The organism is Amycolatopsis sp. NBC_00355 (assembly GCF_036104975.1).
In the GTDB taxonomy this organism is placed as follows: domain Bacteria; phylum Actinomycetota; class Actinomycetes; order Mycobacteriales; family Pseudonocardiaceae; genus Amycolatopsis.
Genome location: NZ_CP107982.1, coordinates 8,877,713 through 8,892,659, shown reverse-complemented (window position 1 = coordinate 8,892,659; position 14,947 = coordinate 8,877,713). Strand labels below are relative to the sequence as shown.

General features: G+C 71.5%; 17 protein-coding genes. 1 reads left to right on the top strand and 16 read right to left on the bottom strand.

What is annotated here, in order from left to right; genetic code table 11:
- Positions 1 to 95: 95 nt before the first annotated feature.
- Positions 96 to 986 carry a 30S ribosomal protein S2 gene (rpsB, locus tag OHS18_RS41145; protein WP_326947179.1) on the bottom strand — a complete coding sequence of 297 codons (891 nt, stop codon included), beginning with the start codon at positions 984 to 986 and terminating at the stop codon, positions 96 to 98.
- A 1,467-nt stretch (positions 987 to 2,453) separates the two neighbouring features.
- Here rpsB and OHS18_RS41140 point away from each other — a divergent pair.
- Positions 2,454 to 2,927 (top strand): M23 family metallopeptidase, encoded by a 474-nt coding sequence (locus OHS18_RS41140; protein ID WP_328614427.1) that lies wholly within the window; start codon positions 2,454 to 2,456, stop codon positions 2,925 to 2,927.
- On the opposite strand, the gene OHS18_RS41135 is transcribed toward OHS18_RS41140, so the two are convergent.
- The 15 genes from OHS18_RS41135 to OHS18_RS41065 all read right to left on the bottom strand — a co-directional run bounded on the left by OHS18_RS41135 (position 2,928) and on the right by OHS18_RS41065 (position 14,921).
- Positions 2,928 to 3,776, bottom strand: a complete 849-nt coding sequence (locus tag OHS18_RS41135) for a FliA/WhiG family RNA polymerase sigma factor (protein WP_328443228.1) — start codon at positions 3,774 to 3,776, stop codon at positions 2,928 to 2,930.
- 109 nt (positions 3,777 to 3,885) lie between these two features.
- Positions 3,886 to 4,860, bottom strand: coding sequence for a tyrosine recombinase XerC (locus OHS18_RS41130; RefSeq protein ID WP_328614426.1), 975 nt, complete (start codon positions 4,858 to 4,860; stop codon positions 3,886 to 3,888).
- A 103-nt stretch (positions 4,861 to 4,963) separates the two neighbouring features.
- Positions 4,964 to 6,091, bottom strand: a complete 1,128-nt coding sequence (gene dprA, locus OHS18_RS41125; protein WP_328618668.1) for a DNA-processing protein DprA — start codon at positions 6,089 to 6,091, stop codon at positions 4,964 to 4,966.
- A gap of 101 nt (positions 6,092 to 6,192) precedes the next feature.
- Complete coding sequence (locus OHS18_RS41120; protein ID WP_328614425.1) at positions 6,193 to 7,704, bottom strand: YifB family Mg chelatase-like AAA ATPase; 1,512 nt, start codon at positions 7,702 to 7,704, stop codon at positions 6,193 to 6,195.
- Positions 7,704 to 8,081 carry a YraN family protein gene (locus OHS18_RS41115; protein ID WP_328614424.1) on the bottom strand — a complete coding sequence of 126 codons (378 nt, stop codon included), beginning with the start codon at positions 8,079 to 8,081 and terminating at the stop codon, positions 7,704 to 7,706. Before OHS18_RS41115 ends, OHS18_RS41120 begins: the two co-directional genes overlap by 1 nt.
- A gap of 292 nt (positions 8,082 to 8,373) precedes the next feature.
- A complete protein-coding gene (locus OHS18_RS41110) occupies positions 8,374 to 8,697 on the bottom strand; it encodes a DUF2469 domain-containing protein (protein ID WP_003096226.1) in 324 nt (107 codons plus the stop codon).
- On the bottom strand, positions 8,694 to 9,536 hold the full coding sequence (locus OHS18_RS41105) for a ribonuclease HII (protein ID WP_328459033.1): 843 nt from the start codon (positions 9,534 to 9,536) through the stop codon (positions 8,694 to 8,696). The genes OHS18_RS41110 and OHS18_RS41105 overlap by 4 nt, the downstream gene beginning before the upstream one ends.
- Positions 9,537 to 9,626: 90 nt before the next feature.
- Positions 9,627 to 10,565: a signal peptidase I gene (gene lepB / locus OHS18_RS41100; RefSeq protein WP_328443231.1), complete on the bottom strand. Its 939-nt coding sequence runs from the start codon at positions 10,563 to 10,565 to the stop codon at positions 9,627 to 9,629.
- Positions 10,566 to 10,596: 31 nt separating this feature from the next.
- The gene (gene rplS, locus OHS18_RS41095) at positions 10,597 to 10,965 is read right to left on the bottom strand and encodes a 50S ribosomal protein L19 (protein WP_328443232.1); all 369 of its coding nucleotides are present in this window, start codon (positions 10,963 to 10,965) and stop codon (positions 10,597 to 10,599) included.
- Between the two features lie 164 nt (positions 10,966 to 11,129).
- Positions 11,130 to 11,876 carry a tRNA (guanosine(37)-N1)-methyltransferase TrmD gene (trmD, locus tag OHS18_RS41090; RefSeq protein ID WP_328614423.1) on the bottom strand — a complete coding sequence of 249 codons (747 nt, stop codon included), beginning with the start codon at positions 11,874 to 11,876 and terminating at the stop codon, positions 11,130 to 11,132.
- Between the two features lies 1 nt (position 11,877).
- Positions 11,878 to 12,390 carry a ribosome maturation factor RimM gene (rimM, locus tag OHS18_RS41085; RefSeq protein ID WP_328443234.1) on the bottom strand — a complete coding sequence of 171 codons (513 nt, stop codon included), beginning with the start codon at positions 12,388 to 12,390 and terminating at the stop codon, positions 11,878 to 11,880.
- A gap of 22 nt (positions 12,391 to 12,412) precedes the next feature.
- Positions 12,413 to 12,652 carry an RNA-binding protein gene (locus OHS18_RS41080; protein ID WP_003103110.1) on the bottom strand — a complete coding sequence of 80 codons (240 nt, stop codon included), beginning with the start codon at positions 12,650 to 12,652 and terminating at the stop codon, positions 12,413 to 12,415.
- The gene (gene rpsP, locus OHS18_RS41075) at positions 12,649 to 13,092 is read right to left on the bottom strand and encodes a 30S ribosomal protein S16 (protein ID WP_247062372.1); all 444 of its coding nucleotides are present in this window, start codon (positions 13,090 to 13,092) and stop codon (positions 12,649 to 12,651) included. Before rpsP ends, OHS18_RS41080 begins: the two co-directional genes overlap by 4 nt.
- Positions 13,093 to 13,288: 196 nt before the next feature.
- Positions 13,289 to 14,095 (bottom strand): CPBP family intramembrane glutamic endopeptidase, encoded by an 807-nt coding sequence (locus OHS18_RS41070; RefSeq protein ID WP_328443235.1) that lies wholly within the window; start codon positions 14,093 to 14,095, stop codon positions 13,289 to 13,291.
- A 100-nt stretch (positions 14,096 to 14,195) separates the two neighbouring features.
- On the bottom strand, positions 14,196 to 14,921 hold the full coding sequence (locus tag OHS18_RS41065; protein ID WP_328443236.1) for a CPBP family intramembrane glutamic endopeptidase: 726 nt from the start codon (positions 14,919 to 14,921) through the stop codon (positions 14,196 to 14,198).
- Between the last annotated feature and the right edge of the window lie 26 nt (positions 14,922 to 14,947).

Below are 14,947 nucleotides of genomic sequence, written 5' to 3'. Positions count from 1 at the left end.
TAAATCCGTCCTTTTCAGGTACGTGAAATCCTTGGGGGGAGCGACGTCCGTGCGGCCGGGCCGGGATCCGGCCCGGCCGCACGGACAGCGGTGGTTCAGGAGGAGGCGGTCGCCTGCTCGGCCTCGGCGGGGGCCTCGGCCGGCGTTTCGACCGGAGCGTCGACGGCCGCGGCCGCCTCGGTCGCGTCGGCGGCGGCGGTCTCGGAGCCGGCGAGCAGCTCCTTCTCCCACTCGGCCAGCGGCTCGTCGGTGGCGACACCCGGCTCCGGCTTGGAGTCGGCCGAAGCACCGTTGCGGCTGGACCGCTGCATGAGACCGGCGGCCGCGGCCTCGGCGACGACCTTGGTCAGCAGCGCGGCCGACCGGATGGCGTCGTCGTTGCCCGGGATCGGGTAGTCGACCTCGTCCGGGTCGCAGTTGGTGTCCAGGATCGCGACGACCGGGATGTTCAGCTTGCGAGCCTCGCCGACGGCGATGTGCTCCTTCTTGGTGTCGACGATCCACACGATGCTCGGCACCTTGGCCATGTCGCGGATACCGCCGAGGGTCTTCTCGAGCTTGTCCTTCTCGCGGGTCAGCGTCAGGATCTCGCGCTTGGTGAGACCCTCGAAGCCGCCGGTCTGCTCCCGCGACTCGAGCTCCTTCAGGCGGAGAAGACGCTTGTGCACGGTCTGGAAGTTGGTCAGCATGCCGCCGAGCCAGCGCTGGTTCACGTAGGGCATGCCCACGCGCGAGGCTTCGGCCGCGATGGCTTCCTGAGCCTGCTTCTTGGTGCCGACGAACATGATCGTGCCGCCGTGCGCGACGGTTTCCTTGATGAACTCGTACGCACGGTCGATGTACGTCAGCGTCTGCTGCAGGTCGATGATGTAGATGCCGTTGCGCTCGGTGAAGATGTAGCGCTTCATCTTCGGGTTCCACCGACGGGTCTGGTGCCCGAAGTGGACGCCGCTGTCGAGCAGCTGCTTCATGGTGACGACGGCCATTGCCGGAATCAACCTCTTCTGTGTCGTGCGCGCCGGAGCCCTGGGACCCTGCCGCGCTACTCGGTTTTGTCGCTCACGGCCGGGAGGCCGCTCGCCCTGGTGCTCGTGCCGGTGTCCGGACCCTGAAGCGAAGGACTTCAGGGACCGCCGAACACCGTGCGACTCGCCCCGGTAGGTATGCCAAAACCGGGGGAACGCGCACGTGCACGCGAAGTCAGCCCGCTCACGCGGACCGCGGAAAAGATTCTACCCCCTGCCACCAGCCCCTCCCCCACCGGCGGCCACCGCCGGGCCGGGTTGTCCACAGCGGGGTGAGTTGTCCACAGATTCGGGCATCACGCCCCAAGAGGCCCGAGGGTGCCGCAGGCTGGACAGGTGGAGTTGATCAGTCGGTTCAGACGGGTGGTTCCGGGTCGTGGCGCAGGGTTGTTCACCCTGGTCACGGCGGCTTTCGCGGGCGCTTTCGCGAGCGCCGCGGTACTGGCGGCCGGGCCGCTCGGCCCGGCCCCCGCCAGGCCGAGCGTGGCCGGCGCGACCTCCGCGAGCGCCGGTGAGTTCGCGGCGGCGACCGGCGTCGGCTCAGTGGACGTCGCAGGGCGTGCGAGGCCGGCCGCCCCTGACTCAGCCGAGGCCGCGGAACCCGCGGAGGCGGCCGGCCCCGGCCTCGCAGACGCGGCGGCGGGGACGACGAGCCTGCCCCTCGCGAATCCTGCGGCCAACGCGCCGAAGGTGACCCGATTGGCTCTCGCAGGTGTTGCAGCCAACGCGCCGGAGGCGAGCCCCTCAGCTCTCGCGAATCATGCGGCCAACGCGCCGGAGGTGACTCGATTGGCTCTCGCAGGTGTTGCAGCCAACGCGCCGGAGGCGAGCCCCTCAGCTCTCGCGAATCATGCGGCCAACGCGCCGGAGGTGACTCGCTCGGCCCTCACGGATGCTGCGGCCAACGCACCGAAGGCGAGCCGCTCGGCCCTCGCAGGTGTTGCAGCCAACTCGCCGGAGGCGAGCTCCTCAGCTCTCGCGAATGCTGCAGCCAACGCACCGAAGACGACCCGCTCAGCTCTCGCAGATGCTGCAGCCAACTCGCCGGAGGCGAGCCCCTCAGCTCTCGCAGATGCTGCAGCCAACGCGCCGGAGGCGAGCTGCTCGGCTCTCGCGGATGCTGCGGCAACTGTCCCGGCGGCGGCCCGCCCAGTCTTCGCGGATGCCGCGACACTCGTAGTGAGTGCGCCGGACTCCCGCCTCCTGGCCGCGTGGGCATCCGCACCTGGGGCGACCAGCCGGCCCTCGGCCGAGCCATGGCGTGCCGAGCAGGACACACCCACGCCGAAAGCCGTCGGCTCGACCGGCCCAGCGCGCGCCGCCGCGGCCGTCGCGGATCGGGGCGCTGTTCAGACATGGCTGCCAGCGCCGGCACAACCTTGGGCAGCCGAGTGGGAACCACCCGGCCCGGTGAGTTCGCCGTGGCCCGTGTCCGGGCAGGATTTCCCCGCGGCAGGCGATCCGTGGGCCGTGCCTCAGCCGCGGCTGTCTTGGCCACTGTCACCCGATCCGGTAATTACCCAGTACTTCGACGCGCCCGAAATGCCCTATGGTCCCGGCCACCGCGGGGTCGACCTGGCCGCAGTGCCCGGGCAGGAGGTCCTGGCGGCCGACGCCGGTGTGGTCGTGTTCGCCGGGCTCGTGGCCGGCAGGCCGGTGATTTCCGTCGACCACGATGGTGGGCTGCGCACCACCTACGAGCCCGTCGCAGCGAAGGTGACCGCCGGTGACCAGGTGTTTCGCGGGCAGGTGCTCGGCACCGTCCTCGCCGGGCACCCCGGCTGCGCGATCGCCGCCTGTCTCCACTGGGGCGTGCGCCGGGGTGACGAGTACGTCGATCCCCTGTCGCTGACCGGCGAGGTGGGCGAGTACCGGCTCAAGCCGTGGGGAGGGGATCCGTGATCAGCTGCCGGTCTGCTCGACCAGCTTGGCGCGCAGCCGCATGACGGCGCGGGTGTGCAGCTGGCTGACCCGCGACTCGGTGACGCCGAGGACCTTCCCGATCTCGGCGAGGGTCAGGCTCTCGAAGTAGTAGAGGCTGACCACGATCTTGTCGCGCTCGGACAGCTGACCGATCGCCTGCGCCAGCTGACGCCGGTTGTCCTGGTCGACGAGGACCGCGACCGGGTCGACCGCGTCGTCGTCGGGGATGGTGTCGACCAGGGATCCGCTGTCCTTGCCCGCGGCCACCAGGTCCTCCAGCGCGACGACGCTGGTGAGCTGCAGCTGGCCGTAGAAGTCGCGCAGGTCGTCGAGGCCGATGCCGAGTTCGGTGGCCAGCTCCGCGTCGGTCGGGGTGCGGTGCAGGCGGGCTCCCAGGCGCTCCATCGCACGCTCGGCTTCCTTCGCCTTGCTCCGGACGGCGCGCGGGACCCAGTCCTGCGAGCGGAGATCGTCGAGGATCGCGCCGCGGATGCGCTGCATCGCGTAGGTCTCGAACCGCAGGCCGCGTTCGGGGTCGAACTTCTCGATCGCGTCGACGAGCCCGAAGATGCCGGACTGCACGAGGTCACCGACGTCGACGTGGGTGGGCAGACCGGTGCCGACCCGGCCCGCGACGTACTTGACCAGCGGCGCGTAGTGCAGCACGAGCCGATCGCGCGACGCCTGGTCCGGGCTGTCGGCGAACTGCTGCCACAGCGCCGCGATGCCGGCGTCGACGTCGTAGGCGGCCCGGGATTCCGCGGGCACGACGGCGTCACCGCGAGTGTTCACTCCGGTGGCGTCGGTGACGTGCGGTCCTGCGGTCATTGCACCGTCGTTCTCGGCATGCGGCTCAGTATCGTCTCCGTGCTCGTGCGGATGCGCGTGCGCCGCCGGGCCCGCTGGTGACGACCCCGGCGAGGCTCCCCGGGGCGCTTCAAGCCCTGGGATGCGCTCGGTCATGGATCGCTTTCAACCGGTCGACGGTCACATGAGTGTAGAGCTGCGTCGTGGCAAGCGTAGCGTGACCAAGCAGTTCCTGAACGCTCCTGAGATCGGCACCCCCTTCCAGCAGATGCGTCGCCGCCGAATGACGCAGTCCGTGCGGGCCCATGTCCTGCGCTCCGGGCACCGCCGCGACGGCGTCGTGGACCACGCGGCGGACCGCGCGCGGGTCGACGCGTTTCCCCCGGACGCCGAGGAAAAGCGCGGGCTCGACGCCCCCACCGGCGCTTTCGCCGACGATCTTCGGGCGCCCCTCCTCGATCCAGTCGCCCAGCGCCTCGGCCGCGGGGACGCCGAACGGGACCACCCGCTCCTTGCTGCCCTTGCCGAGCACGGTCACGACACGCCGTGGGAAATCGGCGCCGCCGAGGTCCAGGCCGCACAACTCGGACACCCGGATGCCCGTGGCGTAGAGCAGCTCGACGATCGCGCGATCACGCAGGGCGATCGGATCACGTTCCGCCGCGCCGGCCGCCGACGCCCGCATGACCTCCCCCGCCTGACCGGCCCGCAGCACCCCCGGCAGGGTGCGGTGCGCCCGCGGCGCGGCGAGCCGGCCTCCGGGGTCGGTAGCCAGGACCTCCGTCCGGTGGGCCCAGGCCGTGAACGTCCGGGCCGAGGCCGCCCGCCGGGCGAGCGTGGTGCGGCCGGCGCCGCCGGTCTGCTGCGCCGCGAGCCACGCCCGCAGCCGGGCGAGGTCCAGATCCGCCAGCCCGCCGCCGGCCTCGACGACGAACCCCAGGAGCGACACTGCGTCACCGACGTACGCGCGGACGGTGTGTGCGGAGAGGCCTCGCTCGAGCCCGAGATGCCGTTCGTAACCGGTCACCACGGCCTGGACCGGCTCGGGCAAGGTGGCCCGGAGCCCGCGCAGGTCCGGCCGGCGGGATCGGGATGGCGGCGGCATGGATGTCACGCTGCGCGAACATCCGCCGCCGGTCAAGGATCGCCACGCGGACCCACCGGTCCGGCCGAACATATTCGACGATTTCGCCGGGAATCCGTGGTGCTCACGCGCTTTCCCTCCGCCGTCGCCAGCCCGCCTCGCCGCGGACGGCGAATCCGTCGATCTCCAGTTCCGGCAGCAAGGCCCGCACGGTCCGCAGCGGAACACCGGACTCGGCCGCGATCTCGGTGTCTGACCGGTCCGCGCGCACGGCGAGCGCCTCGTACGCGCGCAGGGCGTCCGGGCCCAGCCGGTCGGTGCGGCGCTTCGGCCGGGCCGCGACACCGGCTTCCACGACACCGAAGCGCCCCACGGTCTCGAGGATTTCGTCGACCGTCGTGACCAGCGTGGCCCGGGCGTCCCGGATCAGCTCGTGGCAGCCGACCGACATGGCCGACGAGATCGGCCCCGGCAAGGCCATCACCACCTTGCCCAGTGCCCCGGCGGTGCTCGCGGTGTTGCGGGCGCCGCTGCGCCGTCCGGCTTCGACCACCAGGGTTCCTTCGGTGAGGGCGGCGATGAGCCGGTTGCGGACCAGGAACCGGTGCCGCGCCGGCGGGGTGCCGGGCGGGTACTCGCTGACCACCGCGCCGCCACTGCGGGCGATGCGGTCGAGCAGCGCGACGTGCCCCGCGGGATAGCCGGCGTCGAGAGAGCAGCCCAGCACCGCGACGGTGACCCCGGCCGCGGCGAGCGTGGCGTGGTGGGCCACGCCGTCGATGCCGTAGGCCGCCCCGGAAAAGACCGGCACCCCGCGCGTGGCGAGCCCGTGGCACAGCTCGGCGGCGTAGTGCTTGCCGTAATTGGTCGCGGCCCGCGCGCCGACCACGGCCACGGCACGATCGGCCGCGGTGCCGAGCGGGATGTCCCCGGTGACCCAGAGAGCCAGTGGTGGCACGGCATCCGTGACACCTCGCTGGGCGGCGAGATCGAGGGAGAGCAGTGGCCAGGCCGGCCATTCGTCGTCCTCGGGCACGACCAGCCGGGCCCCGGCGGCCGCGGCCCGCTCGAAGTCCTGGTCGACGAGGTCGTACGACCGCCGTGCTTCGGTGGCCTTCAGCACCTGGGGCGGACAGTCACCCCGCCGCACGCGAGCGGCGGCCTCCACCGGCCCGTGGTGGGCGACGAAGGCCACCACCGCGGGCGCCGGTGGCTCGGCGACCCGCAGCAGGTAGGCGCGGGCTCGGCGCAGTTTGTCAGGGCCTTCACCGGGCGTGGCCGCGGAGCCGGCCGGTTCGGCGCCGGGCTGGGGCTCACCGGGCAGACGTCCGGCGGGCGCGCGTTCATGAGTGCTCACGCCGCGACCCGCTCTCGGAAGGCCAAGGCCGCGCCGACTTGTTCGGGGCCGGGGCGGGGCTCGGCGTCCAGGTCGGCCAGGGTCCAGGCGATGCGGAGGCAGCGGTCCGCGCCCCGGCCGCTCAGGATTCCCCGGTCCATGGCCCGGTCCAGGAGGACCGTCGACTCCGGCGGCAGGGCGAACTCGCGCCGCAAAGCCGGCCCGGGGACCTCCGAGTTCGCCCGCCAGCCGTGGTCGTGCCAGCGGTGGGCCGCGCGGGCGCGGGCTTCCAGTACTCGGGCGCGGACCGTTTCCGAGGACTCCGCCGTGCCCGTGTCGTGCGCGCTGATCGCGCTCAGCGGGCGCAAGGCGACCCGGAGGTCCACCCGATCCAGCAACGGGCCCGACAGGCGGCCGAGGTAGCGGCGGCGGGCCGTCGGAGAACAGACGCAGTCCGCGTCCTTCGGCGGCGCGCACGCGCACGGGTTCGACGCCAGCACCAGCTGGAACCGCGCGGGGTAGGTGATCGAGCCCTTGACGCGGGCGATGCGGACTTCGCCCTCCTCCAGGACCGTCCGCAGGGATTCCAGGCGCTGGCCGCCGAACTCGCAGACCTCGTCGAGGAACAGCACACCGCGGTGGGCGCGGCTGATCGCGCCGGGCGACGCGAGCCCGCTGCCGCCGCCGATCATGGCCGCCACCGTGATCGAGTGGTGGGGCGCGACGAACGGCGGCACCGTGACCAGCGGCGAGGACTTCGACAGCGAACCGTCGACCGAATGGACCGCGGTGACTTCCAGCGACTCGTCGGGCGACAACGGCGGAAGCAGGCCGGGCAGCCGCTTCGCCAGCATCGTCTTGCCCACGCCCGGCGGCCCGGTGAGCAGGAGGTGGTGCCCGCCCGCCGCGGCGACCTCCAGGGCCCACCGCGCCTCCGGCTGGCCGACGACGTCGGCGAGGTCCGGGACCTGCGGTGGCGCCGCCGGGGCGGGTGGTTCCGGGGAGACCAGGACGGTTTCGCCCTTCAGCCAGCCCACCAGGTCACGCAGGTGGGTCGCGCCCGCGACCTCGATGCCGTCGACCAGGGCCGCTTCGACGAGGGAATCCGCCGGGACGACGGCTCGCTCGTAGCCGGCCGCACGGGCCGCCAGCAGGCCCGGGAGAACGCCGCGGATCGCGCGGACCCGGCCGTCCAGGGCGAGTTCGCCCAGCAGGACGGTGCCGAGCAAGCGCGTCGCCGGGACGGCGCCCGTGGCCGCGAGCACGGCCACCGCGATCCCGAGGTCGTAGGCCGAGCCGACCTTGGGCAGGTTCGCCGGGGACAGGCCGAGCGTCACCTTGCCGTCGGGCCAGGGCTGCCCGGAGTTGCGCACGGCGGAGCGGACGCGGTCCTTCGCCTCGCGCAGACCGGCGTCCGGCAGCCCGACGAGGGTGACGCGGCTCAGGCCGCCGCCGAGGTCGGCCTCGATCTCGATGACACGGCCGTCGATGCCCAGCAGGGCGACCGACCAGGACTTGGCGATCGGCATCAGAACGCCGCCTCGAGATGCCGCAGGCGCGGGCGGGTACCGGCTTCGGCGAGGATCGTGATGACGTCGTAGCGGACGGGACACCAGCCGATGCGGAACTCGCGCAGCCAGCGTTGCGCCGCGCGGCGGACCCGGCCGGCCTTCTCCTCGGTGACGGTCTCCGAAGGCAGGCCGAACTCGGTTCCGGAGCGGGTCTTGACTTCGCAGAAGACGACCCGGGTGCGGTCGGTGAGGACGAGGTCGAGCTCGCCCTCCCGGCAGCGCCAGTTGCGGGCGAGCAGGACCAGGCCGCGGTCCTGCAGGTGCCGGGCGGCCAGGTCCTCGCCCCAGGTGCCGAACTCGCGGCGGTGTCTCGCGAGCTGATCGGTGCCCGTCATCGTGTTTCGCCCCCCTCGCCGCGCCGCGACGGTCACCGAGGAGGTCCCGGTGATCACGGTGCGTGCGTGATCGACGTTGCCAGGGTGCTTGGCGGGAGACCAGCCCCGGATCGCCGGGTTGTGGACAACCGGGGGGATGTGGACAACCGCGCCGTCCGGAGACAGCTCGGGCCGGAAATGTCGGTGCGGCGTGCTAAGGGCACCGACTCACCCGACAACGACCAGACCCGGAGACGACAAAACCGGCGAAACCGCGCCTGGTAGCGCGGTTTCGCCGGTTACGACGGGACGTTCAGCCCGAGAACGGGCCGTCCTCGGGAAGCCGGAGGTCCGGCTTGTCGAGCTCCTCGACGTTGACGTCCTTGAAGGTGATCACTCGCACGTGCTTGACGAACCTGGCGGGGCGGTACATGTCCCAGACCCACGCGTCGGACATGCGGACCTCGAAGTACACCTCGCCGCCGCCGTCGCGGACCTGGACGTCCACCGCGTTGGCCAGGTAGAACCGCCGCTCGGTCTCCACCACGTACGAAAACTGGCCGACGATGTCGCGGTACTCGCGGTACAGCGAGAGCTCCATCTCGGTCTCGTACTTCTCGAGATCCTCTGCGCTCATGAAATCCGCGCCCCTCCTCGGGATCGTGCTCCTGCTCCGCCGGCGGAGCGTTCATTGTGACCTACGCCGGCGCTCGGGGCATGCAACGGCAGGCTGAGTTGCGGGTCCAAAGCTTCGTCGAGGACGGCGGCCAGGCGCGCGCCGGCGTCCTTTTCCATGGCTTTCTCCAAGGCCGCGTAGGTCAGGACGACCGGGCGCTCGGGACGCATCCCGTGCGCGATCGCCGCCGTGGCGACGTTCGTGTACGACCACCGGTGGACGTCGCTGGGCCCGTGTTCGCGCAGCGCCGCCAGGTGGTCGGACGTGCTGTAACCCTTGTGCACATCGAAACCGTAGTGCGGCAGGTCGTCGTGGTGCCCGGCCATGATGCGGTCCCGGGTCACCTTCGCCAGCACCGACGCGGCCGCGATGCAGGCCACCGTCCGGTCGCCTTTGATCACCGCGGCGTTCGGCGCGGTGAGGCCCGGGACGCGGAACCCGTCGGTGAGGATGTAGCCCGGCGACACGCGCAACGCCGCCGCGGCGCGGCGCATGCCTTCGAGGTTCATCACCCGGATGCCGTAGAGGTCGACCTCGGCGGTCGGGATGACGATCACCGAGTAGTCGACGGCCCGGGCGAGGACCAGGTCGTAGACCCGGTCCCGCGCCTTGGCCGTCATCAGTTTGGAGTCCGTCAGCTCGGTGAGCTTCGCCGCGTCGCCCTGTTTGAGCACGCAGGCCGCGACCACCAGGGGCCCCGCGCACGCTCCGGCTCCGGCTTCGTCCACACCGGCGACCGGGCCGAGGCCACGGCGGTCGAGTGCGCCCTGCAGACCCCAGAAGAGGTCGCCGCGCACCACGGCCCGCGGCGGCCGGATCGGCTCGGCCGCGGTGAGGGGAACGGGAAGTGTCAAGGCTGCATCACCCGTCTGCCGGCACGGTCCGGGTGGCTAGCTTTTCCGCCCGGCCGTCCGGCGCAGTCCGGACTTGAGCTTGCGCCCGAGGAACAACGCCGGCCAAGCCGCCGCGACCCCGGCGCCGAGCGGGAGACCGCTCTGCCACGCCGGCGCGCCGAGCGCCACCGGCTGGGCCGATTCCTGCGGGTTGTGGTCGGTGATACCGCCCCACCGGCCCGGCGGCAGGACGATGATCCGCGCCTTGCCGATGATGTTGTCCACCGGGACCGCGCCGTTCACGCCGCCGCCGCCCTGGAACCGCGAGTCGTCGGAGTTGTTGCGGTTGTCGCCCATGACCCAGACCATGCCCGCCGGAACCTTGACGGGCTCGAAGGTCTTCTCGTTCTGGTTGGACGGGTCTTCCCAGTGGACGTACGGCTCGTCGAGCGCCTTGCCGTCCACGATCACGCGGCCCTGCGGGTCGCAGCACTGGACGGTCTGGCCGCCGACCGCGATCACCCGCTTGACGAAGTCGCGCTCGTCCGGCGGGGCGAACCCGACCAGCGAGCCGAGGCCGCGGAGACCGCGGACCACGATGTTGCTCGACTCCTGCGGCGGGATCTCGTTGTTGATCCACGCCTGCGGGCCCTTGAACACGACCACGTCGCCCGGACCGGGCTCGGTGAAGTCGTAGGTGACCCGGTCGACGAGGATCCGGTCACCGGTGCATCCGGGGCACCCGTGGAGAGTGGCCTCCATCGATCCCGAGGGGATCATGAAGACCTTCGCCAGGAATGTCTGGATCAGGATCGTGAGCACCAGGGCGATCACGAGCAGGATCGGCAGTTCCTTCCAGAACGACCGTTTCTTGGCGGGCTTGGCTCGCCTGCGGCGGGCGCCCCCGCGCTCCTCGGAACGGGACAGCCGGGGCTGTTCCTCCTCGGAGCGATCGGGGTCATCCTGAGAAGCGTTCTGGGACACGGGTTCGACCACGTCGTCAGGCTACCGGTAACCGGGTTGTGACTCAGTTAGCCGAGGCCGTCTCGCGGTTCTCGCGGCGCTCCTTGATCTTGGCCTTCTTGCCGCGCAGGTCGCGCAGGTAGTACAGCTTCGCGCGCCGCACGTCGCCGCGCTTGTGGACCTCGACCTCGGCCACGTTCGGCGAGTGCACCGGGAAGGTGCGCTCGACGCCGACACCGAAGGAGACCTTGCGAACGGTGAAGGTCTCCCGGATGCCCGCGCCCTGACGGCGGATCACGACGCCCTGGAAGACCTGGTTGCGCTCACGGTTGCCCTCGATGACGCGGACGTGCACCTTGAGCGTGTCGCCCGGGCGGAAGGCCGGGATGTCGGAACGCAGCGACTGCTTGTCCAGCGCGTCCAGGGTGTTCATCGGTGGTCCGTCCTCGTCTTCGTATGGCTTGCGTACACATCCCCGGGCGCGCAACTGCCAAGCTGCGGGCGACCCAGGGGGCTGAGGCGAGCTGGTGGACGAGCAGGTCCACTCACGCCAACCTGTCAAGTATTACAGACGCGGCCACGAGTCGGACAACCGGCCTACGCCTGCTCGGGATCCAAGCCCTCAAGGACCCCGCGATCGTGCTTGCCGAGGCTGCCTTCCGGCAGCGCGGCGAGAAGATCGGGGCGGCGGCGGGCGGTGCGCTCCAGGGCCTGGTCACGCCGCCAGCGGTCGATCAGGGCGTGGTTCCCGGACCGCAGCACGTCGGGCACGGCCAGCTCCCGCCACACCTCGGGCCGGGTGTAGCTGGGCCCTTCGAGCAGGCCGTCGGAGAACGAGTCCTCGGCGGCCGAGCGGACGTTGCCGAGCACCCCGGGCAGCAGCCGGACGACGGCCTCGACCATGACGAGCACCGCCGCTTCGCCGCCGACCAGGACGTAGTCGCCGATCGACACCTCGTCGACCGGCATCCGGCGGGCAGCGTCGTCGACGACGCGCTGGTCGATGCCCTCGTAGCGGCCGCACGCGAAGACCAGGTGATTCTCCTCGGCGTACGCGTGCGCGAGCTCCTGGGTGAACGGCCGGCCGGCCGGCGTCGGCACGACCAGCCGGGTCTCCGGACGGCAGACGTCGTCCAGCGCCGGACCCCAGATCTGCGGCTTCATGACCATGCCGGGGCCGCCGCCGTACGGCGCGTCGTCGACCGCGCGGTGGACGTCGTGGGTCCATTCGCGCAGGTCGTGCACGCCGACCTCGATGAGGCCGCGGTCGATGGCCCGGCCCAGCAGCGCGGCGCGCAGCGGGTCGAGGTATTCGGGGAAGATCGTGACGACGTCGATCCGCATCTCAGGCGTCCAGCAGCCCTTCCGGCGGGTCGAGCACGACCCGGCCGCCGGCGATGTCCACGGTCGGGACGATCGCCAGGACGAACGGCACCAGCACCTCGCGGCCGTCGACGTCCAGTTCCAGCAGCTCGCCCGCGGGCGAGTGGACGACCTCGACGACCGTGCCGACGGGCGTGCCGTCGAGCAGCTCGGCCCGCAGGCCGGCCAGCTCGTGGTCGTAGAACTCGTCGGGGTCGCCGGTGGGCGGCAGCGCGTCGGTGTCGACGAGCAGGAGCGCGCCCCGCAGCGTCTCGGCGACGTCGCGGGTCAGGACCTCCTCGAAACGCACCAGCAGCCGCCCGCTGTGTTCGCGGGCGGCTGCGATGGTGAGTTCCCTTTTGCTGCCGTCGCGCAGCTTCGTCGTGACGGCCGCACCGACCTTGAACCGCTCTTCCGGCGAATCCGTGCGCACGTCCACCGCGAGTTCCCCGCGGATTCCGTGCGCCTTGGCGATGCGGCCTGCTACGACGTCCATCCGACCGTTCTCCGTGCCCGGATCAGCGGTCGGTGTCGACGACGTCCACGCGGACGCCGCGGCCACCGATGCCGCCCATGACGGTGCGCAAGGCGGTCGCGGTGCGTCCGCCCCGGCCGATCACCTTGCCGAGGTCGTCGGGGTGCACGTGCACCTCGAGCGTGCGGCCACGACGTGTGGTCAGCAGCTCGACCCGGACCTCGTCCGGGTTGTCGACGATCCCGCGCACCAGGTGCTCGAGGGAATCAGCCAGAAAGCTCACTCGGCCTTCTCACCCTCGGTGGCTTCGGCCTTCTCGGCCTCGGCCTTCTTGGGGGCGGACTTCTTCTTCGGCGTGGTGGCCTCGGTGGTGGGCTCCTCGCCGGCCGCGGCCAGGGCCGCGTTGAACAGGTCCTGCTTGGACGGCTTCGGCTCGGCCACCTTCAGGGTGCCCTCGGCGCCCGGCAGGCCCTTGAACTTCTGCCAGTCACCGGTGATCTCGAGGAGACGCTGGACCGGCTCGGTCGGCAGCGCGCCGACACCCAGCCAGTACTGGGCGCGCTCGGAGACGACCTCGATGAGGCTCGGCTCCTCCTTCGGGTGGTACTTGCCGATCGTCTCGATGGCCTTGCCATCCCGGCGGGTGCGCGCGTCGGCGACGATGATGCGGTAGTACGGCGCACGGATCTTGCCGAGGCGCTGCAGCTTGATCTTGACGGCCACGGGTGTGGGTACTCCTCAAATCTCTCTGGTGCTGGGGTGGGCGCACGCGGTCCGAGTGGGGACACGGACGCGGGCACCCGAAGGTCACAGCTTTCGCGCGGTGAGAGGGTCCGGCGGAAGCAGGCAGTGCACCATTCTGCCAGATGGGGTCCGAGGCCCGTGAAAGCGGCCCTGGAAGAAGCCCCTCGAAGCGGCTTCAGAAAGAGGCGACCCCGAGTGCGCCGAGCAGGATGGTGAGCGCCGGCAGGAAGTTGTTCACCTGGTGCGCGACGATGCTCGCCGGCAGCCGACCGGTGACGAGCCGCGCCAGCCCGATCGGCACCGCGATGACCAGCAGCAACGTGGTCCGCAACGGCTCGAGGTGACTGGCCGCGAACACCGCCGTGCACAGCAGGAACGCGGCGAAGCGGCCCCAGCGCTCGCTGCGCCACTGCAGCCGCTCGGCGGCGCCCCAGAGCAGGCCGCGGTAGATGATCTCTTCGCAGATCGGGCCGAGCAGCCAGAGGTAGACGAACATCACGACCGCCGCCGACACCGACATCCGGCGATCCTCGACGAGCGCGCTGATCGCGGACGTCGCGTTGGCGTCGCCGACCAGCTGGGTCCAGAGGTACGCGGCGACGGTCGTGAAAACGAGGCCGATGCAGCCGTACTTGAACCCGACCCGCACGTCCGACCAGCGCCACTGCAATCGCAGGTCGGCGAAGGGCCCGTTGCCGCGCACGTAGGTGACCAGCACCGCGACGCCGGCCGCGATCATCGTCGGCAGCATGGTGCCCAGCAGCACGACGCGGATCGGCAGCGGACCGGGGCCGGTGTCCCCGACCAGCACGGACACGAACGCGGCCGACGCGAGCAGCACGACCTCGACGAGCAGGAACGCCCCGAAGCCCCAGCGGTGAGTGGGCGCAGGCTCCAGGAACGCCGCGGCGGCGGGCTCCGGCGGGTCTTCGGGGGGCGGCAGCGCGTCCGGAAGGGGTTCCCGAGGCTGGGAAGTGGTCACGCCTGCCCTCCGCGGTCGCTCGGCTCCTGCCCCGAGCCTAGCGGCCGGAATGTGATCGCACAGTATCCGTCCAACTACTGTCCACGATCTTCGCAAGCCCTCAGTGCGCGACGAACAGGAGCACGGCGGGCGGCAGGTTGTTGGCCGCGTGCGCGATCACCCCGGCGCTCACCCGGCCGGACAGGTGCCGGGCCAGTCCGATCGCGATGCCCTGGCCGAACAGCGCGATCGTGCGGGTCGGCTCGCCGTGCAGCTGGGCGAACACGAGCGCGGTGAGCACGAGCACCGCCCAGGAAGGGATCCGGTGGAACGACAACGCCTTCCAGAGCGTGCCGCGGACCAGCAGCTCCTCGGTGAGCGGCGCGCCGGCGATGACGATCACCGCGGCCAGCACGAGCCAGACCGTGTCGCCGTCGAAGGTGTCGGCGAGGTCGGTGAGCGGGCTGTCGGAGACGTCGTCGGCGCCGTAGACCGCGATCAGCACCAGGTTGAGCAGGTAGCCGACGACCAGTGCGAGCGCGCCGCAGGCGAGGCCGATCCGGACGTCGCGCCAGGTCGGCGTGAGCCCGAAGTCGGTGCGCAGCCCGTGGCCCCAGAGCCAGGAGCCGACGGCCGGGCCGAGACCGAGCAGCAGGTTGGGCACGAAGGCCAGCAGCAGGAGCGGGCCGATGTCACGCAGCTCGAGCGGGTCGAATCCGCCGACGTTGCGGTTGACCCCCGCGGCGATGGCGAGGTTGATCAGGTAGTAGCCGGCGATCCCGGCGAAGAACGCCACGAAACACCAGTGCGCCCCCAGTACGCGCCGTGCGCCGTCGTCGTCCGTCACGCGCCCAACGCTAAAGTGCCGGTCCC

Bases quoted from the DNA above. Each gene is read 5' to 3' on its own strand.
- OHS18_RS41115 (WP_328614424.1), bottom strand. From the start codon at position 8,081: ATGACGGGCACCGATCAGCTCGCGAGACACCGCCGCGAGTTCGGCACC.
- rplS (WP_328443232.1), bottom strand. From the start codon at position 10,965: ATGAACACCCTGGACGCGCTGGACAAGCAGTCGCTGCGTTCCGACATC.
- rpsB (WP_326947179.1), bottom strand. From the start codon at position 986: ATGGCCGTCGTCACCATGAAGCAGCTGCTCGACAGCGGCGTCCACTTC.
- OHS18_RS41120 (WP_328614425.1), bottom strand. From the start codon at position 7,704: ATGCCGATCGCCAAGTCCTGGTCGGTCGCCCTGCTGGGCATCGACGGC.
- trmD (WP_328614423.1), bottom strand. From the start codon at position 11,876: ATGCGGATCGACGTCGTCACGATCTTCCCCGAATACCTCGACCCGCTG.
- OHS18_RS41110 (WP_003096226.1), bottom strand. From the start codon at position 8,697: ATGAGCGCAGAGGATCTCGAGAAGTACGAGACCGAGATGGAGCTCTCG.
- OHS18_RS41135 (WP_328443228.1), bottom strand. From the start codon at position 3,776: ATGACCGCAGGACCGCACGTCACCGACGCCACCGGAGTGAACACTCGC.
- rimM (WP_328443234.1), bottom strand. From the start codon at position 12,390: ATGGACGTCGTAGCAGGCCGCATCGCCAAGGCGCACGGAATCCGCGGG.
- OHS18_RS41130 (WP_328614426.1), bottom strand. From the start codon at position 4,860: ATGCCGCCGCCATCCCGATCCCGCCGGCCGGACCTGCGCGGGCTCCGG.